This window comes from Citrobacter sp. RHBSTW-00029 (assembly GCF_014104295.1).
Taxonomy (GTDB): domain Bacteria; phylum Pseudomonadota; class Gammaproteobacteria; order Enterobacterales; family Enterobacteriaceae; genus Citrobacter; species Citrobacter youngae.
On the sequence record NZ_JABXRT010000001.1, the window covers coordinates 2,310,992 to 2,333,408 of the forward strand.

General features: G+C 49.0%; 19 protein-coding genes and 1 other annotated feature (1 of these 20 only partly in view). Of the genes, 8 read left to right on the plus strand and 11 right to left on the minus strand.

Features of this window, described 5'->3' with window-relative positions; translation table 11 throughout:
• Positions 1–20: a sequence feature (His leader region), on the plus strand; it begins 103 nt to the left of the window's first position.
• A gap of 45 nt (positions 21–65) precedes the next feature.
• From hisG to hisIE, 8 genes are all read left to right on the plus strand, one after another.
• Complete coding sequence (gene hisG, locus HV041_RS11480; RefSeq protein ID WP_005128078.1) at positions 66–965, plus strand: ATP phosphoribosyltransferase; 900 nt, start codon at positions 66–68, stop codon at positions 963–965.
• Positions 966–1,063: 98 nt separating this feature from the next.
• Complete coding sequence (gene hisD / locus HV041_RS11485; RefSeq protein ID WP_121584483.1) at positions 1,064–2,368, plus strand: histidinol dehydrogenase; 1,305 nt, start codon at positions 1,064–1,066, stop codon at positions 2,366–2,368.
• A complete protein-coding gene (gene hisC / locus HV041_RS11490) occupies positions 2,365–3,444 on the plus strand; it encodes a histidinol-phosphate transaminase (protein ID WP_061067700.1) in 1,080 nt (359 codons plus the stop codon). The genes hisD and hisC overlap by 4 nt, the downstream gene beginning before the upstream one ends.
• The gene (hisB, locus tag HV041_RS11495) at positions 3,441–4,508 is read left to right on the plus strand and encodes a bifunctional histidinol-phosphatase/imidazoleglycerol-phosphate dehydratase HisB (protein WP_048212019.1); all 1,068 of its coding nucleotides are present in this window, start codon (positions 3,441–3,443) and stop codon (positions 4,506–4,508) included. Before hisC ends, hisB begins: the two co-directional genes overlap by 4 nt.
• A complete protein-coding gene (gene hisH, locus HV041_RS11500) occupies positions 4,508–5,098 on the plus strand; it encodes an imidazole glycerol phosphate synthase subunit HisH (protein ID WP_048212020.1) in 591 nt (196 codons plus the stop codon). The genes hisB and hisH overlap by 1 nt, the downstream gene beginning before the upstream one ends.
• Positions 5,098–5,835 (plus strand): 1-(5-phosphoribosyl)-5-[(5-phosphoribosylamino)methylideneamino]imidazole-4-carboxamide isomerase, encoded by a 738-nt coding sequence (gene hisA, locus HV041_RS11505; protein WP_061067698.1) that lies wholly within the window; start codon positions 5,098–5,100, stop codon positions 5,833–5,835. The genes hisH and hisA overlap by 1 nt, the downstream gene beginning before the upstream one ends.
• Positions 5,817–6,593: an imidazole glycerol phosphate synthase subunit HisF gene (gene hisF, locus HV041_RS11510; protein ID WP_048212022.1), complete on the plus strand. Its 777-nt coding sequence runs from the start codon at positions 5,817–5,819 to the stop codon at positions 6,591–6,593. Before hisA ends, hisF begins: the two co-directional genes overlap by 19 nt.
• Positions 6,587–7,198, plus strand: a complete 612-nt coding sequence (gene hisIE, locus HV041_RS11515) for a bifunctional phosphoribosyl-AMP cyclohydrolase/phosphoribosyl-ATP diphosphatase HisIE (protein WP_048212023.1) — start codon at positions 6,587–6,589, stop codon at positions 7,196–7,198. The genes hisF and hisIE overlap by 7 nt, the downstream gene beginning before the upstream one ends.
• Before the next feature lie 47 nt (positions 7,199–7,245).
• Here hisIE and ugd read toward each other — a convergent pair whose 3' ends face one another.
• The 11 genes from ugd to cpsG all read right to left on the minus strand — a co-directional run bounded on the left by ugd (position 7,246) and on the right by cpsG (position 22,382).
• Positions 7,246–8,412, minus strand: coding sequence for a UDP-glucose 6-dehydrogenase (gene ugd, locus HV041_RS11520; RefSeq protein ID WP_116360228.1), 1,167 nt, complete (start codon positions 8,410–8,412; stop codon positions 7,246–7,248).
• A gap of 235 nt (positions 8,413–8,647) precedes the next feature.
• Complete coding sequence (gene gndA, locus HV041_RS11525) at positions 8,648–10,054, minus strand: NADP-dependent phosphogluconate dehydrogenase (RefSeq protein WP_121584481.1); 1,407 nt, start codon at positions 10,052–10,054, stop codon at positions 8,648–8,650.
• Between the two features lie 233 nt (positions 10,055–10,287).
• Positions 10,288–11,421, minus strand: coding sequence for a glycosyltransferase family 4 protein (locus HV041_RS11530; protein WP_121584480.1), 1,134 nt, complete (start codon positions 11,419–11,421; stop codon positions 10,288–10,290).
• A gap of 237 nt (positions 11,422–11,658) precedes the next feature.
• Positions 11,659–12,678 carry a UDP-glucose 4-epimerase GalE gene (galE, locus tag HV041_RS11535; RefSeq protein WP_086523641.1) on the minus strand — a complete coding sequence of 340 codons (1,020 nt, stop codon included), beginning with the start codon at positions 12,676–12,678 and terminating at the stop codon, positions 11,659–11,661.
• 385 nt (positions 12,679–13,063) lie between these two features.
• The gene (galF, locus tag HV041_RS11540; RefSeq protein WP_121584479.1) at positions 13,064–13,957 is read right to left on the minus strand and encodes a UTP--glucose-1-phosphate uridylyltransferase GalF; all 894 of its coding nucleotides are present in this window, start codon (positions 13,955–13,957) and stop codon (positions 13,064–13,066) included.
• 165 nt (positions 13,958–14,122) lie between these two features.
• Positions 14,123–15,511: a colanic acid biosynthesis protein WcaM gene (gene wcaM, locus HV041_RS11545; protein WP_048212028.1), complete on the minus strand. Its 1,389-nt coding sequence runs from the start codon at positions 15,509–15,511 to the stop codon at positions 14,123–14,125.
• A gap of 11 nt (positions 15,512–15,522) precedes the next feature.
• Positions 15,523–16,743 carry a colanic acid biosynthesis glycosyltransferase WcaL gene (gene wcaL, locus HV041_RS11550; RefSeq protein WP_121584478.1) on the minus strand — a complete coding sequence of 407 codons (1,221 nt, stop codon included), beginning with the start codon at positions 16,741–16,743 and terminating at the stop codon, positions 15,523–15,525.
• Positions 16,740–18,020, minus strand: coding sequence for a colanic acid biosynthesis pyruvyl transferase WcaK (wcaK, locus tag HV041_RS11555; protein WP_121584477.1), 1,281 nt, complete (start codon positions 18,018–18,020; stop codon positions 16,740–16,742). Before wcaK ends, wcaL begins: the two co-directional genes overlap by 4 nt.
• A 63-nt stretch (positions 18,021–18,083) precedes the next feature.
• Positions 18,084–19,562: an MOP flippase family protein gene (locus tag HV041_RS11560; protein ID WP_101741474.1), complete on the minus strand. Its 1,479-nt coding sequence runs from the start codon at positions 19,560–19,562 to the stop codon at positions 18,084–18,086.
• A 1-nt stretch (position 19,563) separates the two neighbouring features.
• On the minus strand, positions 19,564–20,958 hold the full coding sequence (gene wcaJ / locus HV041_RS11565) for an undecaprenyl-phosphate glucose phosphotransferase (protein ID WP_121584476.1): 1,395 nt from the start codon (positions 20,956–20,958) through the stop codon (positions 19,564–19,566).
• Positions 20,959–21,011: 53 nt separating this feature from the next.
• A complete protein-coding gene (gene cpsG / locus HV041_RS11570) occupies positions 21,012–22,382 on the minus strand; it encodes a colanic acid biosynthesis phosphomannomutase CpsG (protein ID WP_048212033.1) in 1,371 nt (456 codons plus the stop codon).
• Between the last annotated feature and the right edge of the window lie 35 nt (positions 22,383–22,417).

Sequence of the window (22,417 nt, forward strand, 5' to 3'; positions counted from 1 at the left end):
TCTTCCGGGGGCTTTTTTTTGTGCGTGACCCAAACCGATTCAGACAGGATAACGAGGAATAGAGAATGTTAGACAACACCCGCTTACGCATAGCTATGCAGAAATCAGGCCGTTTAAGCGATGACTCACGCGAATTGCTGGCCCGCTGTGGTATTAAAATTAATCTTCACACCCAGCGCCTGATTGCGATGGCAGAAAATATGCCAATTGATATTCTGCGCGTACGCGATGACGATATCCCGGGTCTGGTCATGGATGGCGTCGTTGATCTCGGCATCATCGGTGAAAACGTGCTGGAAGAAGAACTGCTCAACCGCCGCGCACAGGGTGAAGATCCTCGTTACTTTACGTTACGTCGTCTGGACTTCGGCGGCTGTCGTCTTTCGCTGGCGACCCCAGTAGACGAAGCCTGGGACGGTCCGTCGGCACTGAACGGCAAACGCATCGCCACCTCTTATCCGCACCTGCTCAAACGCTATCTCGACCAGAAAGGAGTGTCGTTCAAATCCTGTTTGTTAAACGGCTCTGTCGAAGTTGCTCCCCGTGCAGGACTTGCTGATGCAATCTGCGATCTGGTCTCTACCGGTGCAACGCTTGAAGCCAACGGCCTGCGTGAAGTGGAAGTCATTTACCGCTCCAAAGCCTGTCTGATTCAGCGTGACGGAGAAATGGCCGATGCTAAGCAACAACTGATCGATAAGCTGCTGACCCGTATTCAGGGGGTTATTCAGGCGCGCGAATCTAAATACATCATGATGCACGCGCCAAGTGAACGTCTGGACGACGTTATCGCCTTGCTGCCAGGCGCTGAACGCCCAACGATTTTGCCACTGGCCGGCGATCAGCAGCGCGTGGCAATGCACATGGTTAGCAGCGAAACCCTGTTCTGGGAAACGATGGAAAAACTGAAAGCGCTTGGCGCCAGCTCCATCCTGGTGCTGCCTATTGAGAAGATGATGGAGTAATTCCACTTATGCTGCCCGGTAGCGCTTCGCTAGCCGGGCCTACAAGACCCGTAGGCCGGATAAACAACGTGCCATCCGGCAAAAAAAGGAAGACGATTATGAGCTTTAATACCATCATCGACTGGAATAGCTGTACTGAAGAGCAGCAAAGTGAATTACTGATGCGCCCGGCAATCTCGGCGTCAGATAGCATCACCCGTACCGTGAGCGAAATTCTGCATAACGTAAAGTCGCGCGGTGACGCAGCGCTACGTGAATACAGCGCAAAGTTTGATAAAACTAACGTGAGTGCGCTGAAAGTCAGCGCTGAAGAGATTGCCGCCGCCGGCGCACGTCTTGGCAATGACCTGAAACAGGCCATGGCAGTCGCCGTGAAAAACATCGAAACGTTTCATAACGCGCAACAACTGCCGGTAGTCGATATTGAAACGCAGCCCGGTGTACGCTGCCAGCAGGTTACCCGCCCGGTAAATTCTGTTGGACTGTACATTCCCGGGGGCTCCGCGCCACTCTTCTCAACAGTGTTAATGCTCGCCACCCCGGCCCGCATTGCAGGCTGTAAAAAAGTGGTGTTGTGCTCTCCCCCACCTATCGCCGATGAAATTCTGTATGCTGCGCAGCTCTGCGGCGTACAGGAGGTGTTTAACGTTGGGGGCGCACAAGCTATTGCCGCGCTGGCATTTGGCAGTGAATCCGTGCCGAAAGTGGACAAAATTTTTGGCCCCGGTAATGCCTTTGTGACCGAAGCCAAACGTCAGGTGAGTCAGCGTCTGGACGGTGCCGCCATCGATATGCCAGCAGGTCCGTCTGAAGTGCTGGTGATTGCCGACAGCGGCGCCACGCCGGATTTCGTTGCCTCTGACTTACTCTCGCAGGCCGAACACGGCCCCGATTCCCAAGTGATCCTGCTGACGCCGGATGCCGGTATGGCCAGCCGGGTTGCTGAAGCAGTAGAACGCCAGCTTGCAGCGCTGCCACGCGCTGAAACCGCGCGGCAGGCGTTAAGCGCCAGTCGTCTGATTGTCACCCGCTCCCTTACGCAATGCGTAGCGATTTCTAATGCGTACGGCCCGGAGCACCTGATCATTCAGACCCGCAATGCTCGCGAACTTGTCGATGACATCACCAGTGCGGGCTCTGTCTTTCTCGGTGACTGGTCACCGGAATCTGCCGGTGACTATGCCTCCGGGACTAACCACGTGCTGCCTACCTACGGCTACACCGCAACCTGCTCAAGTCTTGGACTGGCCGATTTCCAGAAGCGGATGACCGTACAGGAATTATCGCCGCAAGGTTTCTCTGCCCTGGCCGCAACCATCGAAACGCTGGCCGCAGCAGAACGACTGACAGCCCACAAAAATGCCGTTACCCTGCGCGTTAACGCCCTGAAGGAGCAAGCATGAGCACTGACAACATTCTCAGCGTTACTGATTTAGCTCGTAAAAATGTCCGTGAGCTAACACCGTATCAGTCTGCCCGCCGTCTGGGCGGAAATGGCGACGTCTGGCTCAATGCCAATGAGTTCCCCACCGCCGTTGAATTCCAGCTAACTCAGCAAACACTGAACCGTTATCCGGAGTGCCAGCCGAAGGCGGTGATCGAGAACTACGCACAGTATGCGGGCGTTAAGCCAGAGCAGGTACTGGTCAGCCGCGGTGCTGATGAAGGTATCGAGTTGCTGGTACGTGCTTTTTGCGAGCCGGGTAAAGATGCGATTCTCTACTGCCCGCCGACCTATGGTATGTATAGCGTCAGTGCGGAAACCATTGGCGTTGAATGTCGCACCGTGCCGACTCTTGCCGACTGGCAACTGGATTTACAGGGCATCGCTGACAAGCTTGATGGCGTGAAAGTGGTTTACGTTTGCAGCCCCAATAACCCGACGGGCCAGTTAATTAACCCGCAGGATCTGCGTTCACTGCTCGACATGACGCAGGGCAAAGCCATCGTGGTCGCCGATGAAGCGTATATCGAGTTTTGCCCGCAGGCCACACTGGCGGGTTGGCTGTCGGAATACCCAAACCTGGTGGTACTGCGCACCCTGTCTAAGGCGTTTGCCCTTGCCGGTTTGCGCTGCGGATTTACGCTAGCTAATGAAGATGTCATCAACCTGTTGTTGAAAGTGATCGCGCCTTACCCGCTCTCTACACCTGTGGCAGATATCGCCGCTCAGGCACTAACGCCGCAAGGCATTTCCGCCATGCGTGAGCGCGTGGCGCAGATTCTGCAAGAGCGTCAGTACCTGGTTGATAGCCTGAAAACCATCCGCTGCGTAGAACAGGTTTTCGATTCTGAAACCAACTATGTTCTGGCGCGCTTCACAGCATCAAGCAGCGTATTTAAATCTTTGTGGGATCAGGGCATTATCTTACGAGACCAGAACAAACAACCTTCATTGAGCGGCTGCCTGCGTATTACTGTCGGAACCCGCGAAGAGAGCCAGCGCGTCATTGACGCCTTACGTGCGGAGCAAGTATGAGCCAGAAGTATCTTTTTATTGACCGTGATGGAACCCTGATTTCCGAGCCGCCCAGTGACTTTCAGGTTGATCGCTTCGACAAACTTGCCTTTGAGCCGGAGGTTGTCCCGGTCTTGCTAAAACTACAAAAAGCTGGTTTTAAGCTGGTGATGATCACCAACCAGGATGGACTGGGAACACAGAGCTTCCCGCAGGCGGATTTTGACGGTCCACACAACCTGATGATGCAAGTTTTCACCTCGCAGGGCGTCATATTTGATGAAGTACTGATCTGTCCGCACCTGCCGGCAGACGCGTGTGATTGTCGTAAACCCAAAGTGAAGCTGGTCGAGCAATACCTGATTGAACAGGCGCTGGATACCGAGAACAGCTACGTGATCGGCGATCGCGTAACCGATATTCAACTGGCGGAAAACATGGGCATCACCGGGTTACGCTATCACCGCGATACGCTGAACTGGGCAATGATCGGTGAGCAACTAACCAAACGGGATCGTTACGCCCACGTTGAGCGTAATACCAAAGAAACGCAGATTGACGTTAAAGTCTGGCTGGACCGCGAAGGCCGCAGCAAAATTAATACCGGCGTCGGCTTCTTTGACCACATGCTGGATCAAATCTCGACCCACGGTGGTTTTCGTATGGAAATAGCCGTCAAAGGCGATCTGTATATTGACGATCACCACACCGTTGAGGATACAGGGCTGGCTCTGGGCGAAGCCTTAAAACTGGCGTTGGGCGATAAACGCGGCATCAACCGTTTTGGTTTTGTGCTGCCGATGGACGAGTGCCTGGCACGCTGCGCCCTGGATATCTCCGGGCGTCCACACCTGGAGTACCGGGCTGAGTTTACCTACCAGCGCGTCGGCGATCTGAGTACGGAGATGATCGAACACTTCTTCCGTTCGCTCTCTTACACCATGGGCGTCACGTTACACCTTAAAACCAAAGGTAAAAATGACCACCACCGCGTGGAAAGTCTATTCAAAGCCTTTGGCCGCACGCTGCGCCAGGCTATTCGCGTAGAAGGCGACACGCTTCCTTCTTCAAAAGGGGTGCTGTGATGAACGTGGTGATCCTCGACACCGGCTGTGCCAACCTGAACTCGGTGAAATCCGCCGTCGCACGCCACGGCTACGATCCGGTAGTTAGCCGCGATGCGGATGTTGTGCTGCGCGCCGATAAACTGTTTTTGCCGGGTGTCGGTACCGCCCAGGCGGCAATGGATCAGCTACACGAGCGTGAGCTGATTGAACTGATCAAAGCCTGCACACAGCCTGTACTGGGGATTTGCTTAGGTATGCAGCTGCTTGGTCGACGCAGTGAAGAAAGTAACGGTGTCTCCCTGCTGGGGATTGTTGATCAAGACGTACCCAAAATGACCGATTTTGGTCTGCCGTTGCCGCATATGGGCTGGAACCGTGTCTATCCACAGGCCGGAAACCGCCTTTTCCAGGGCATTGAGGATGGGGCGTATTTCTATTTTGTACACAGCTACGCCATGCCGGTGAACCCATGGACTATTGCGCAATGCAACTACGGTGAGCCCTTCACCGCAGCGGTACAAAAAGATAATTTCTTTGGCGTGCAGTTCCACCCGGAGCGTTCAGGTGCCGCTGGCGCGAAGTTGCTGAAAAACTTTCTGGAGATGTAATGATTATTCCGGCATTAGATTTAATCGACGGCACGGTTGTGCGTCTTCATCAGGGCGATTACGCAACGCAGCGTGATTACGGTAACGATCCCCTGACCCGTTTACAAAGCTATGCCGCACAAGGCGCAAAGGTGTTGCACCTGGTGGATCTGACCGGGGCAAAAGATCCGCAGAAACGGCAAATACCGCTGATTAAAACACTGGTGGCTGGCGTAAACGTGCCGGTGCAGGTAGGGGGTGGCGTACGTACCGAAGCAGATATTGAAGCGCTGCTTAACGCTGGCGTCGCCCGCGTAGTGGTGGGTTCGACTGCGGTAAAATCTCCCGAAGTCGTCAAGAACTGGTTTGCCCGTTTTGGTGCCGACGCGCTGGTTCTGGCTCTGGATGTGCGGATTGACGAGCACGGGAATAAACAGGTTGCAGTTAGCGGCTGGCAGGAAGATTCCGGGGTTTCACTGGAAGAACTGGTTGAGACCTATTTACCCGTCGGCCTGAAGCACGTGCTGTGCACCGATATCTCCCGCGACGGCACGCTGGCGGGCTCAAACGTCGCGCTTTATGAAGAAGTGTGCGCCAAATATCCGCAGGTGGCATTTCAGTCATCCGGCGGGATTGGTGGGATTGAAGATGTCGCCGCCCTGCGCGGAACCGGCGTTGGCGGCGTCATTGTGGGTCGTGCTTTGCTGGAAGGTAAATTCACCGTTGAGGAGGCCATCCAATGCTGGCAAAACGCATAATCCCTTGCCTTGATGTTCGTGACGGACAGGTTGTCAAAGGTGTTCAATTCCGCAATCACGAGATTATTGGCGATATCGTTCCGCTGGCGAAACGCTATGCCGATGAAGGCGCAGATGAGCTGGTTTTTTACGATATCACCGCATCGAGCGATGGTCGCGTGGTGGACAAAAGCTGGGTATCACGCGTGGCAGAAGTGATCGACATTCCGTTCTGTGTCGCCGGTGGGATTAAATCACCAGAGGATGCCGCAAAGATACTGTCTTTCGGCGCAGATAAAATTTCTATCAACTCCCCGGCTCTGGCTGACCCAACGTTGATCACCCGCCTGGCGGATCGCTTTGGCGTGCAGTGTATCGTGGTGGGCATTGATACGTGGTATGACGCAGAAACCGGCAAATATCACGTTAACCAATATACCGGGGATGAAAGCCGTACCCGCGTCACGCAGTGGGAAACGATCGACTGGGTAACAGAGGTGCAAAAACTGGGCGCCGGTGAAATCGTTCTTAATATGATGAACCAGGACGGCGTGCGTAACGGCTACGATCTCGAGCAGTTGAAAAAAGTGCGCGAAGTTTGCCACGTTCCGCTGATCGCCTCAGGCGGTGCCGGAACGATGGAGCACTTTCTCGAAGCCTTCAGGGATGCGGATGTCGATGGCGCGCTTGCCGCCTCGGTCTTCCACAAGCAAATTATCAATATTGGCGAATTAAAAGCGTACCTGGCAACACAGGGCGTGGAGATCAGGATATGTTAACCAAGCAACAATGCCGCGAGCTGGACTGGGAAAAAACCGATGGGATGATGCCGGTCGTCGTGCAGCATGCAGTTTCCGGTGAGGTGCTGATGCTCGGGTATATGAACCCGGAAGCGCTGGATAAAACGATCGAAAGCGGCAAAGTGACCTTTTTCTCGCGTACTAAACAACGCCTGTGGACCAAAGGTGAAACCTCTGGCAACTTTCTTAATGTCGTCAGCATTTCCGCTGATTGCGACAACGACACCCTGCTGGCGCTGGTTAACCCTATTGGGCCAACCTGTCACAAAGGCACCAGCAGTTGTTTTGGTGAGTCCAGCCACCAATGGTTGTTCCTGTATCAACTGGAGCAACTCCTGGCTGAGCGTAAAACGGCAGATCCCGCCAGCTCCTATACCGCAAAATTGTACGCCAGCGGTACGAAGCGAATTGCCCAGAAAGTTGGAGAGGAAGGTGTTGAGACAGCACTGGCCGCGACCGTGCATGACCGTTTCGAGTTGACCAATGAGGCATCGGATCTGATGTATCACCTGCTGGTTCTGCTGCAGGACCAGGATCTCGATCTGACGACAGTGATTGAGAATTTACGCAAGCGCCATCAGTAATAGACTGATACCGGCATGATGCCGGTATCAATTATTTCGCCGAGCGTTTAATCGTTACCGAATAAATCGCGGGTATACACCTTATCAGCGACATCCTGCAGTTCTTCTGCCATGCGGTTAGAGATAATCACATCGGCCTCACTTTTAAATTTAGCCAGATCACGCTCAACCCGTGAATGGAAGAAACTCTCTTCTGCTATTACCGGTTCATAAATTATGACCGGGATACCTTTCGCTTTAATGCGTTTCATGATGCCCTGAATAGACGATGCCCTGAAATTATCCGAGCCACTTTTCATAATCAGGCGATAGATACCGACAACTTTGGGTTTACGCGAAAGAATGGCATCAGCAATAAAATCTTTTCGTGTGCGGTTAGCATCAACGATGGCTGAAATAATATTATTAGGTACAGATTGATAGTTGGCAAGTAATTGCTTCGTGTCTTTTGGCAGACAATATCCACCATAACCGAATGAAGGATTGTTGTAATGGTTACCAATACGCGGGTCCAGACAAACCCCCTCGATGATCTGTCGTGCATTAAGCCCCAGGCTTTCTGCATAGCTATCAAGTTCGTTAAAATAAGCAACACGCATTGCCAGATAGGTATTTGCAAAAAGCTTAATGGCTTCAGCTTCAGTAGAATCAGTGAACAGCACCGGGATATCCTGCTTTATCGCCCCTTCCTGTAATAAGGCAGCAAAACGCTCAGCACGAGCAGATCGTTCGCCGATGACAATTCGTGAAGGGTATAAGTTATCATACAGTGCCTTCCCTTCGCGCAGGAACTCAGGAGAAAAGATAATATTATCCGAGTTAAATTTCTGTCGCATAGTCTGCGTAAAACCAACAGGTACTGTTGATTTAATCACCATGAGTGCATCAGGATTTATTGCAATCACATCTCTGATAACTGATTCAACGCTGGAGGTATCAAAATAGTTTGTTTTCGGGTCGTAATCTGTAGGCGTTGCAATAATAACAAAATCTGCATTCTGGTAGGCGTCGTACTTGTCCAGCGTGGCTTTAAAATTTATATCGCTTGATTGTAGATACTGTTCAATTTCTTTATCGACTATCGGAGACATCCGATTATTTAGCATCTCGACACGTGAAGGGACAATGTCCAGAGCAATGACCTGATGATGTTGGGCGATAAGAAGACCATTTGACAGGCCAACATATCCGGTACCAGAAATGGTAATTTTCATTTCATGCTCTCAGTATTAACTTAATATTTAATCATGATGTTGGACATCCTGATAAGAGAATAATGTTTTAACGTTTTGTTGAATATTGTGTCAACGAAGGTTAAAACAATTCAGATTTTCTTTATCAGGGTACGCCAGAAATATTAAGTAAAGATTAAGCAATCAACGCAAATCAATCAGATTTAAGATAAAAAAAAGCCCGGTTAGAGAACCGGGCCAGTGACTATCAGAAGACTTATTCCATCCATTCGGTATGGAAAACACCTTCTTTATCAGTACGTTTGTAGGTATGCGCACCGAAGTAATCACGCTGGGCCTGAATCAGGTTAGCGGGCAATACTTCTGCACGATAGCTGTCGTAATAAGCGACAGCAGCAGAGAATGTCGGTACCGGGATACCATTCTGCACGGCATACGCTACAACATCACGCAGTGCCTGTTGATATTCATCGGCAATGTTCTTGAAGTACGGGTCGAGCAACAGGTTCGCGATACCCGGATTTTTAGCGTAGGCATCGGTGATTTTCTGCAGGAACTGCGCGCGAATAATACAGCCCGCACGGAAGATTTTTGCAATCTCGCCGTAATTCAGATTCCAGTTATGCTCGTCCGATGCGGCACGCAGCTGTGAGAAGCCCTGAGCATAAGAAACGATCTTACCGAGGTACAGTGCACGACGTACTTTCTCAATAAATTCTGCCTTATCACCCGCAAGCTGAGCTTTAGGTCCAGACAGGACTTTAGAGGCAGCGACACGCTGATCTTTCAGCGAAGAGATGTAACGTGCAAACACAGATTCAGTGATCAGAGACAGCGGTTCACCAAGATCCAGAGAGCTTTGACTGGTCCATTTACCGGTACCTTTGTTCGCCGCTTCATCCAGAATGAAATCCACCAAATATTTACCATCTTCATCTTTTTTGGTGAAGATATCTTTGGTGATGTCGATCAGATAGCTGCTCAGTTCACCGTTATTCCACTCGGTAAAGGTGCTGGCCAGTTCTTCGTTGCTCAGGTTCAGACCACCTTTCAACAATGAATAGGCTTCGGCAATCAGCTGCATGTCACCGTATTCAATGCCGTTGTGCACCATCTTCACATAGTGACCTGCACCGTCGGCACCAATATACGTCACACACGGCTCACCATCTTCAGCAACCGCTGCGATTTTGGTCAGGATTGGCGCGACCAGTTCATAAGCTTCTTTCTGGCCTCCCGGCATGATGGATGGGCCTTTCAGCGCACCTTCTTCACCACCAGAGACGCCGGTTCCGATAAAGTTAAAACCTTCAGCGGAGAGCTCACGGTTACGACGGATAGTGTCCTGGAAGAACGTATTACCGCCATCAATGATGATGTCACCTTTATCCAGATAAGGTTTCAGGGAGTCGATAGCAGCATCAGTGCCAGCACCCGCTTTCACCATTAACAGGATACGACGAGGTGTTTCAAGGGATTCAACAAACTCTTTTACCGTATAGTAAGGAACCAGTTTTTTCCCCGGATTCTCGGCGATAACCTCTTCCGTTTTTTCACGTGAGCGGTTGAAAACGGACACGGTGTAACCACGGCTTTCGATGTTGAGCGCCAGGTTGCGCCCCATCACAGCCATACCAACGACGCCGATTTGTTGCTTAGACATTATGTACTCCTGTCAGGTGTGAGTATCTCGAGTTAATTTTCTCGCACTCTTGATGAAAGTATATTAACTCAAATGTAGCATTGTTCAGTAAACTGTCACAGCCCCATATTTACCTCAGTATGTCTCTTATATAAGAGCTACTTGCCAGGAATGAATTGGGGAATTGTTGGAGTTAACATATGTATTCAATTTTGCCATCCTGAAATATATTATTCTTTCTCGGGCGTTTTCAATCATTCAATTTCCAGCTGGAGTATCTTCATCAACTTAGCATTTACTATGCTCGAATCAAATTTTTGTTGGGCAATTTGATAACTTGCATTTCCCATCTGGGGAATCAACTCAGGGTTATATAAAAAGCAAAGCATTTTTTCAGCCAATGCTACTGGTGACCGAGGCTCAATTAAAAAACCATTAACACCATCAACTACGGTCTCCCGACACCCGGGTACGTCGCTGGTTATTACAGCACGTCCCATGGCCATCGCTTCCTGAGTACTGCGAGGAAAACCCTCACGCCATGAAGGCAAAACAAAAACACTCGCTTTAGCGAGCCAATCCTGAACATTATCCACATGACCAGGTAACTCAATGATGTTATTACTTTTTAATTCATTGAGCCTTTCTATCGTGAGGCTACCAGGATTATGCAGATCAAGACTTCCCAGCATACAAAATTGTGTTTGTGGAAACTGATGTTTGACTATCCTTGCTGCTTCTATAAATTCGTAGACACCTTTTTCTTGTAAAAATCTGGCAACAAATATAAAAGAGACTGGATCAACTGGCGGAGGACAATACGGATAATCCGACATATTTAAACCAATGCCGCCTAATACATGAACGTCTTTGACATAAATATTTTCATTTACTAAAAGATCTCTTTTATCATCGACATTCAATAACACTAAACTATCAATATGTTTAAAACTAATTTTGTATAACGAAACAAGTAATTTCTTTAGTAATTTTTTGCGAACAGAGACATGCCCTCCAGAATTGGTAAAAAAGAAACCAAGACCTTCAAGCATTGCATAACGTTTCTGTATTTTTGCAAACTTTGCTGCCAGCGTACCAAAAATGGCTGGCTTTGAAAAATATGAAAACACTAAATCCAAATTTAATGATTTCAGAGTTTTATATAACTTGTAAGTATTAACAACATCGGTAAATGGATTTAAACCAGTACGACTAAAAGAATAACAAACAGGAATAGCGCCAAATGATTTCACTTTTTCTTTAGTGCTATTATCATAGTCAATTGCAAATGCATAGACCACATGCCCATTCTTACACAATGAATTAATCAGTTCTTTTCTGAATTGGATTAGACTTTCTGCTGTAGTACCGATTAATGCTATTTTCATAGTCAAGTTCTAAACTCTATTTCTGCATGTACTTTCAGATAATATCCTATCAGGAAATTATTTTAAGTTAGAATTTTACAAACAACACTATCCTATATGTAATAGTTATTTATTGTAATGACCTAAAAGACTGGTTTTATCAAAATAACAACGAGACAATCGTCGCAACTCACTCAGGAGGGCAATAGTAATCAAATTAAAACGGGGGTAATAAGACACAGTTTCATGATTTTAGATCTATCCTGCCTTATAACCATTAGGATTTTTCTTTTGCCAGTTCCATGTATGATACATCATATCATCAATGTTAAATCTAGCTTTCCAGTTTAATATTTTCTCTGCTTTTGAAACATCAGCCCATGAAGCTGCGATGTCGCCAGGTCTCCTGACTACAATCTCATAATTTATTTTTAGGTTACTTGCTTTTTCAAATGCTTTAATGACTTGTAAAACTGATACACCTTGTCCAGTTCCAAGATTGAATACTTCATATCCTTCAACATGATCAAGATGGCGTAATGCACTTACGTGTCCAGCGGCAAGGTCTACAACATGGATAAAATCCCGAACTCCCGTACCATCCACTGTGTCATAATCACCGCCGTAGACGAACAATTTTTCTAACTTACCAATTGCAACCTGCGAAATATACGGCACAAGATTATTTGGGATGCCATTAGGATCCTCACCAATCAAACCACTTGGATGTGCACCAGCGGGATTAAAATATCGTAACGCAATAATTTTTAATTTATTATTTGATTTTGCATAATCTGATAATATCTCCTCTAGCACCACCTTTGTCGTTCCATATGGACAAGATGCACTACCAACAGGAGAATCTTCCAGATTTGGTACTGGCGAACAATTTCCATAAACAGTTGCAGACGAGCTAAAGATAAACTTGTAAACGTTCGCTTCCTTCATCGCCTCAAGTAACGCAAGTGAACCGCTGACATTATTAATATAATACTCTAATGGTTTATCAACAGACTCTCCTACTGACTTCAGCCCCGCAAAATGAAGAACAGCCTCAATATTATAGCTCGTTAGGATTTTTTTGAGCTCATCTTTATCATTGATGTCTGCTTTGACGAATGGAATATTTTTTGAAACTAATAACTCAACGCGACGAAGCGATTCAATAGATGAATTGCTCAGATTGTCGAGCACCACAACTTCATACCCGCCCTCAATTAACTGTAAAACAGTATGTGAGCCAATATAACCTGTACCACCAGTCACGAGTAGAGTCATGCCATTTCCATAAAATGAATTTATTTCATTCTAACTGCAAATCTATTTGTTTAAATATGTACGTGTTCTTGTCAACTATTGTCAGAATAAACGAACCTACTTCAACACAATTACCTGCATGTTTTTTAAACACGCTACCGCCCTAGGCTCAACAGCTACCAATGCACTGCACGCTTAAATTTTGGAGATCCTGAACAGCAGGATCTCCTCAATATTGTCGTATTAATTGTAGAAAGAAACAAGGAAAAAAGATGCGGTTAAACACCAATCGATACTTGTTGTTACTCATAAAAAAGCCAAGAGAAGCATCAACCAGCTAAGATATCACCCAGAATCTTCCATGCTTTTTAAAACAACTAAACCTAATTAATATCGACCAAGACAGCTAAACATCAAGCAATTTCTCGATGCTCTTACGGAACTTCGGTCCCTCTTTCAGGTTACGCAGCCCGTACTTCACAAATGCCTGCATATAACCCATTTTTTTACCGCAGTCGTAACTGTCGCCCGTCATCAACATGGCATCAACAGACTGTTTTTTCGCCATCTCAGCAATGGCATCCGTAAGCTGGATACGTCCCCATGCGCCGGGTTGCGTGCGCTCAATTTCCGCCCAAATATCAGCAGAAAGCACATAGCGCCCTACAGCCATCAGGTCTGAATCAAGGGTTTGCGGCTGATCGGGTTTTTCAATGAATTCAACGATGCGGCTGACTTTACCTTCGTTATCTAAAGGCTCTTTGGTCTGAATAACGGAATACTCGGAAAGATCGCCTGCCATACGTTTTGCCAGCACCTGACTACGCCCGGTCTCATTAAAGCGGGCCACCATTGCAGCCAGGTTGTAGCGCAGTGGATCCGCACTCGCCGTATCCAGAACGACGTCAGGTAACACCACCACAAAAGGGTTGTCGCCGATAATTGGGCGGGCACAAAGAATAGAGTGCCCCAGACCAAGCAATTGTGCCTGACGAACGTTCATGATAGTCACGCCAGGAGGGCAGATGGACTGCACTTCAGCCAGTAACTGGCGCTTAACACGCTGTTCAAGCAGCGATTCAAGTTCATAAGAGGTGTCGAAGTGGTTCTCAACCGCGTTCTTAGACGCATGTGTTACCAGAACGATTTCTTTGATACCTGCAGCTACAATCTCGTCGACAATGTATTGAATCATCGGCTTATCAACGATCGGTAGCATCTCTTTTGGGATGGCCTTTGTGGCAGGCAACATGTGCATCCCGAGGCCCGCTACCGGAATAACTGCTTTTAAATTAATCATTAAGTCATTCACCTATTCAATAATTGCTGAATTATAGCTTTTTAGCTTGTTTTAGCCAGTATGAATTACATCACTCTGTTGGGACGCATGTTACGCCGCTTGCTGGCAGAATGCAGTAATCATATTCTTAGCCGGGTAGGTTTTTAGCCAGGAATGGTCGTAAAATTACCAGCCCGGTAATCGAAAATTCACTGCCGCGACATTCACGACCTGCTGGTTTACGCTGTCAATATCAACCGAGCTTTGTCCTGCTTCATTAACTGCATGAACGTTGGCCAGCGAGAGCAAGGTATCCTGTTTGGCCATAAACTTACCGCGGACATCTTTGCGCAGATCAAAGTGCATCTTTAGCGCTGGCCCTGTAGTGGATTGCTGCATCACCTTGATATTTCGCAAGAAAAGATGCTGAGGTTTGTTGTGCAGCTCCAGCGTCGCGCGCTTCATCTCAACGTTGGTAATGGCCACAAATGAAGTTGCATTCCCTGAGGAAATCTGAATACCACGTAATTTATAATCGAGATGTGTGTTATCCAGTTGAATATTATTTAACTTAAAGTTTTGTGGGATGGACAAATATCGTCCTTTGATCACACCGTAACCAATCAGCATCCCTGCGCTATTTTTCATATTGATATTATCAATGACGAAATTATCACATCCATAAATAGCGACTGTAGCATTATCGATACCCGCTTTCTTGCTGAAATCCGGGGTGATATTTCGCGCGGTAATATTACGAATGATAAAATGTTTGCCGTTCTCGACATGGACTAACTGCCGACAATCCGAGCCCGTTATATTGGCAACCACAAATCTTTTCACCGCCAGTTCGTCTGGATAGGTGTTGTCGTACGTACTACCTGCCAGCCCAATACCGATACCCCAGTTAACATTTCCGTTCGTACAATTGATGCGTTCTATAACATGGTCTGAAATCACGATGTCACTGTCGTTTATCGCGACATTCCACTCGATGGCGTCACCCTGTAAATCACTAAAGCGGCTGTTGGTTATCCGTACCCCATCCATCTGGTTATGAAACCCCTGTCGCAGGATCCCGTAATTCGCATCAGTGACGGTAATGTCGTCAATGGTGAGGTTACGCATCGCTCGCGGCGTTTTCCCCCCGATATAAATTTGTGCCACAGGGGCGAAACCGCTCATGGCTATGCCTTTTATCACACAGTCGGATCCCCGAATATCAAGGGTAATATTTCGCAAGCGCCCCCCCTGCTCCCCTGTCACGCGACAGCCATCCTGCAGAATAAAGCGCCCACGACTGCTGCTACTGACCCCGCCTTGCAGATGCAACGTTTTACCAGGCGGGATCCCGATCGCGGTATTGATATTCCTGCACTCCAGACCAGCAGGCACGACAACGGTTTGCGCCTCTGAAAACGCCTGCCTGAAGGAAGCCACCCAATCCTGTGGATTGTAATCCTGAATGTTGACGCTGCCCGGTGATTCAAGCGCCCGGGCAACGGGAGAATGCAGTACGACAAGCGCAGAGCCTGCCGTCAGAAAAGTACGTCGGGAGAGTTTTTTCTCTGGCATACAACCTCGATTTACATCGTTTGCAGCAGACTGGCTAGCTGTTTGTTGATCGCAAGCTGGTTAAATTCAGCGGCTATTTTTTCGCGGGCGCACGCCACCACCGGCTTCACTTGCTCACTGTCTAGCACGCTGACCGTCGCTAATCGCTCCGCCAGGGCCTGAGCATCATTCTCTGGTGCCAGCCAACCGGAGCTTCCAGATTCCACCAGCTCAGGGATCCCACTGTGCACAGTAGAGACGACCGGTATCCCTACGGCCATGGCCTCCATCAACGCCACCGGGATCCCTTCCATGTCACCATCAATTCCCGTGACGGAGGGCAACAGGAAGACATCCGCCTGCTCAAGCATCTCTTTGACCTGATGGCTGGGTTTAAATCCTGACATTTCAATCACGTCATCCAGTTGATATTGCTCGATAAGCGTACGTAATCGACGCTCCCAAGGGCCAATTCCCAGAATGCGATAACGAAATGAGATACCCCGCTCTTTCAACTGGCGGCACGCTTCGATAGCGACATGCAGCCCTTTTTTCTCGGTTAACCGTGCAACGGAGAGAATTTCTAGCGGCGTGCCCGGCGCTTTCACCTCACGGGGTGTAAAACGCGTCATATCAATCCCCATACGCGATACCGCTATTTTATGCGGTGGGCATCCCATATTCCGCAAACGTCCGGCCCAGAGATTGCTGATGGGCAACATCAAATCACCGCGCTGAAACAGCTTCTGATATTCGGGGGTATAGCGGGAAAGGATGTCCCGATGTGAAACATCAATACCATGGAAGACAGTGGCTATTTTGCCGCGGAGCACGCCGAGTTCACGTAGTTTAGCCGCCGTTACGCCAGCGGGTCCAAAGTGCGCAATAAAGACATCGGCCTGGAATGCTCGTGGGGTTAGCGCACAGATGGACGCTAAAATCAGATTACGCGCCTCATCGCCATAGCGTGGAACATTGAGCGCTTTCCAGGTCGCTGTCCGGGTGATGCCTTGTAAAATCGTCGTAGTGCGATATTTCAGCTTTGCCAACCTGCCAGCCGGTTCTTTCAATAACCATCGTGTTTTTTCGCCCAGGCGGTAGTCCATATAGGATGCATGGGTGTTATCAAGATCGCCCTGATATAACGCGATAATTTCAACATCATGCCCCATATCGATAAACGCGGTGATCTGATTCAGCACAAAGGTTTCAGAGGACAGCGGAAATTTAAGCAGGAAAAAGCTGACTTTCATTTCCCCTCCTGAATACGCGTTAATACCGATTGCACCATACGCCTACCGTGTTCACGTTCACGCTTAACGGCCTCCGCCACTCTGACGTTAAGTTCAACCAACTGTCCCAGGGTATCGGCAACCTTGCCTTCAAGACTACCATCCAGCAGATGGCGGATATCAACCGCCATTTCCGCTAACCCCAGTTGCTGCATAATTCCCGCCGATTTGTGCTCATAATTAATGGCTATCGCCGGCGTCATAAAGTTCATCGAGATAATGGCAGAGTGCAGGCGTGTGCCCACCGTCAGGTCACATGCGCCTAATATTTTTCCCATTTCGAGATCGTTTAGTTCATCCATGACCACGTGATAACGGGCCGGATCGTTAACGTACTGACGCAGGTTCAGTGCAACCATGCGATCATCTTTGTTGTAACTATCAATACCGGTACAGGTTGAGAGCGCCATCACCTGGTAACCTTCATCAAGGATCCGATTAACCACGCCGGCAAAGGCTTGCTCATAGGCCTGTTGTGTGGTTCCAAGACGCTTATCAAACGGCGCCAGTTCACGTAATGTAATGGCGACAGTCTTCTGCTTTGCAGCCGTTTGTAGCCAGTGCTGTACGGCATAACCCGGGTCAAAGTCATCGTGATGGTTGTCTACCAGCCAGGCGGTATCCACACCCGACTCGACTTTCTCTGTCGTTATTTCAGTGCGTTTCATCAGTTCCAGGCTGACCGATTCACGTAAAATTAACGCATTGCAGTGCCCAAAAACGTAGTTCGCCAACTGATTGAACTGTGCATCCTGAAATGGTCCTACGCTGTGGCCAATCATGTACAGCGGTTTTTTAGCCATAAACGAACACAAGGCATGTTCAAACTGCGGCACGCCATACAGATCGACAAAAAACGATCCGCCGACCTGGATAATGGCGTCATAACGCGACAACAAGCGGACAAAGTCAGTAAACCCCTGAGCGATAGCGATATTGCGCAGATTCCCGGAATCGGTGACGCGCGAGAGCAGCACCTGATGCTGATAGCGACGACGCAGCACTTTCTTTACGCGGCCCATAACGCCTGCAGCATTGTTATGCTGCTTCATCTGTGAATACAGTGGATCGCCCATCACCGGTCGGTTTAGTAACCAGGAGGAACTCACCGGGTAGCGGCTCATCACATCCACTTCAGTCTCTGGCTGGAGCGTATGAATGGCATCCAGCAAACCGCGCAAAATGGCGCTGTCCCCGCGATTACCGCAGGTGTGGTTGCCCAGAATCAGTAATTTCATCATGACCTCTTAAAATCAGTGCGGATGACGGTTTTCCCGTCTCCGGACGACAACAAACGCAATTCACCCTGCGCGGAACAAGGCTTTCATTTTTTCACCACGGCAGAACTGGCGTTTGATTTCCACCACCAGCGGATGACGCGACAGCACAATCATCACGACAAACACCAGCGCGCCAGCGGTTATCTGTAGGCTCAGCAACGCACTTAACGGCAATTTATTTTGCAATGTCATTCCCAGCGCGTAGCTCACCACCAGCGTGGGTAAAGAGAGATAGAACGGTAGCCACAGGCTGAGCATGTACTGCCGATAGCTCGGTCCCAGTACCGGTTTGATCATCACGAAATAGCTCAGGATGGTGTTTATGACCTGTACCAGTAAAAAGCCCAGCGTGACGCCAATCACACCCGCCATATTTCCGCCAACCAGGATGGCGGGGATAAACAAAAAGGTTTTGAAAATATTGAATTTGAAGCTGATATCAACCCGTGCTTTGGCCATCAGCAGTGAGCCTATCGGATTACCGACTGAGCGCAGCAGACCCACAATGCACAGCAGTTGCAGCACAGGAACAATACTGTTCCACTTTTCGCCAAACACCAGCGGTACGACGTTATTTGATACCACCATCAGTCCCAGTAGAGCCGGGAAATTGATAATGCCGACAACAGATAGCAGCTTGTAAAAATTGACCCGTAGTTTTTCGGTATCGTCCTGAATTTTGGCAAACGCAGGAAACAGTACTCGGGTAATTATCGGATTCAGTTTGATTGGCGGTACAACTGCCACGTTCCAGGCAAGATTGAAGCCTCCCGCCACGCCAGCACCCAGGGTTCTGGCCAGCACCAGCGTCGAAAGGTTGGTGTTCACATAATTGATAATGCTGTCCGCCGTCAGCCACGCCCCAAAGCGCAGATTTTGCGACACGGATGAAAGTGAAAAACATAGCCCTGGTCGATATATTTTGCGACCAAAATAGCCAAATAGCAGTGTACGTAGCGTACTATTCACCAGATACCCAACAATGGCAGTCATAGCGATCGGCCAAAAATGCGCGCTAACCACGGTAAAAGTAAAACCGGCCAGTACTGAACTGGTTTCAATCATGCCAATTTTGTTGAAGGCCAGTTCTTTTTGCATCAGCGCACGGAACTGCTGCCCATGCGGGATCACCACAAACGCCAGCGCTAAGGTTTTAATCAGTGGCACCAGCTCAGGGTTATTAAGCGCATTGGCAATGGTTTCGCTGAGCGCAAACATAGCAATACATACGACTATCCCCAGCCCAACGTTTAACCAGTACAAGGTGGTTAGTTCAAGATAACCTATCTCTTTGCGCTGAATAATCGAGTTGGCGATGCCAAAATCAGACAGCGTATCGGCCAGCGCTATAATCACCAGCGACACGGTTAATAACCCGAACTGATGATTATCAATAATCCGTGCCATAACCGTCATCTGAATGAGCCCCAGACCGATGATGATTACCGTAGCAATGGCTGACCATTTGGCACCGTTGAGGGTTTTTTCTCGTAAACTCATATTAATATGCCGCTTTATTGACGAAGCCTTTAAACACCGTCAGAAAAACGATTTTAATATCGAACCACACGCTCCATTCGCGAATGTATTCGAGGTCAAACTCTACGCGTTTTTCCATTTTTTCCAGCGTATCGGTTTCACCACGCCAGCCGTTGATTTGCGCCCAGCCGGTAATGCCTGGCTTCACCTTATGGCGCAACATGTACCCTTCTATCAACTGGCGATACTGTTCGTTATGCGCCACCGCATGTGGACGCGGCCCGACAATAGACATCCCGCCTGTCAGCACATTTATAAACTGTGGTAATTCATCCAGAGACGTCCGCCGCAGGAAGTTACCCACGCGGGTCACTCGCGGATCGTTCTGCGTGGCCTGGGTAACCACCGTATCGTTTTCCATTACCTTCATGGAACGAAACTTCCAGACTTTGATCGGTTTCCCGTCCATCCCATAGCGGGTCTGACGAAAAATTACCGGCCCCTTTGAGGTCAGCTTCACCATCAGCGCAATGGCGCATAGCACAGGAGAAATAAGCAGCAGGATTAGCGATGCCAGCACAATATCCTCCGCGCGCTTCAGCAGACGATTAATGCCTGAAAGCGGTGTGTCATACAGCGGTACCACAGGAACACCGTTCATTTCTTCAATCCGCGAGTGCAGAATATTGAAGGTAAAGACATCAGGAATCATGAGCACTGAACAGGTGGTATCAGCCAGTTCGCGTACCAGTTTTTTTACCCGCGCCCCATCGCTCATCGACATAGCGATATAGACGTTATGAATGCGTGAAGCTTTGGCATCATCCACAAGTTGCTGCAGATTTCCCGCCCAATCCCGGGCGTTTTTCCCCGGTATGGGGTCGTGATAAACACCCGCGACCTCAAACCCCAACCACGGCTCATGGCGAAAGCTGTCCAGCAGCACCTGTCCGGCAGGAAGGTCCCCTGCTACCGCTACCCGACGCGTGTTATAACCACGATTTCGCAACCATCCCGCCCCGTAGCGAATAAACGCACGGCACAGCACCAGGCCAATACTTGAAAGCAGATACCATGCCAGCCATAGAGCAAACCGGTTATCAAAATCGTTATTAAAGGTAATCAGACCGGCGCAAAAAATCAGACTCAGCGTCCAGTTTTGCAGCAGCAGCACCAACTCAGTTGAAATTTTTACCCCGCGCCAGGAGCGGTAAAAATCCGTTATCCCGCCCAGCATCTGAAAAACGACCAGCGTGATTAACGCGACCAGCAGGTGCATATACAGGAAAGGCAAACCGCTCAGTTCGCAGACTATCCATAATCCACCAAACATGATGGTGATATCTGAAAAGCGTTGCACCATCGATATTAACGACGCATTGGTTTTGGCTCGTTCGCGCTTTTTTAGATGTGTCATCGTGGTTCCTGTTAGTCACCACTTGCCCTTATCGGGCAAGGGAAATACCAGCATTACTGATTTAGCAATGCCAGGAGAGTGCGCGTTCGCGCTTCCATCAGCGGAATGTCTCCGCGCGATTCCACGTTCAGGCGCACTACCGGTTCGGTATTGGAGGAACGTAAATTAAAGCGCCAGTCTACAAACGACATGCTGATACCGTCCGTTCTGTCCACCGCCAGCGCCTCACGCGAAAAGTGCTGTTCTACCCGTGCAATAGCCGCCGCAGGTTCTGCCAACATGCTGTTAATTTCCCCACTCGCCGGGTACGCCGCCATTCTGTCCCGCACCAGTTCGCCCAAAGATAGCCCTTTCAGACAAACCAGTTCCGCAACCAACAGCCACGGGATCATTCCGCTATCACAGTATGCAAAATCACGAAAATAGTGATGCGCACTCATTTCGCCACCGTAGATTGCATCTTCAAGACGCATGCGCTCTTTGATAAATGCATGTCCTGTTTTAGACATCACCGGCGTACCACCCGCAGCAACCACTCTGTCCACCGTGTTCCAGGACAAACGTGGATCGTGAATGATTTTCGCTCCTGGATGTTTCTCCAGAAACGCTTCTGCCAACAGACCAACGATGTAGTACCCCTCAATAAACCGCCCCTTTTCATCAAACAGGAAGCAGCGGTCAAAATCTCCATCGAAAGCAATCCCCATATCAGCACCGTGCTCAAGTACCGCATTACATGTATCCGCGCGGCACTCCGGCAGAAGAGGATTAGGGATACCATTAGGAAAATTGCCATCCGGGGTGTTGTGAATTTTGATAAACTCGACCGGCACCCCCATCAACCTGAAGCGTGCTTCGATGGCATCCACTACCGGGCCTGCTGCACCATTACCGGAATTCAACACCAACTTCATTGGCTTAAGATTGCTGGTGTTGATGTACCCCAACAGGTGGTTGATATAGGCATCACGCAGATTGAGAAGGGTAAAACTGCCACGATTTGCCTGATTGACGGGCGGGAATTCATTCGCTTCTGCCAGGCGTTGCACGTCACGTAGGCCGCTATCACCACTGATCGGCCGCGCACCTTCACGTACCAATTTCATGCCGTTGTAATCCATTGGATTATGGCTGGCGGTCACTTCAATACCGCCGTCAACACCAAGATGAAATGTGGCAAAATAAATCTCTTCGGTGCCTGACATACCAATATCCAGCACATCCACACCTGCATCCTGCAATCCTTTTGCCAGCGCCAGCTTGAGCGACTCACTGCTCAGACGCACATCACCGCCCAGTACCACCGTTTTCGGTTTCAGCAATTCACCGAAGGCACGGCCAATTCGCCATGCGATATTCTCATTCAGTTCTTCGCCCAACCTGCCGCGAATATCGTAGGCTTTGAAACAGGTTAATTCCGTCATGATTTACCCTTCTTCAGGCAACAGTTAGCCCTAAC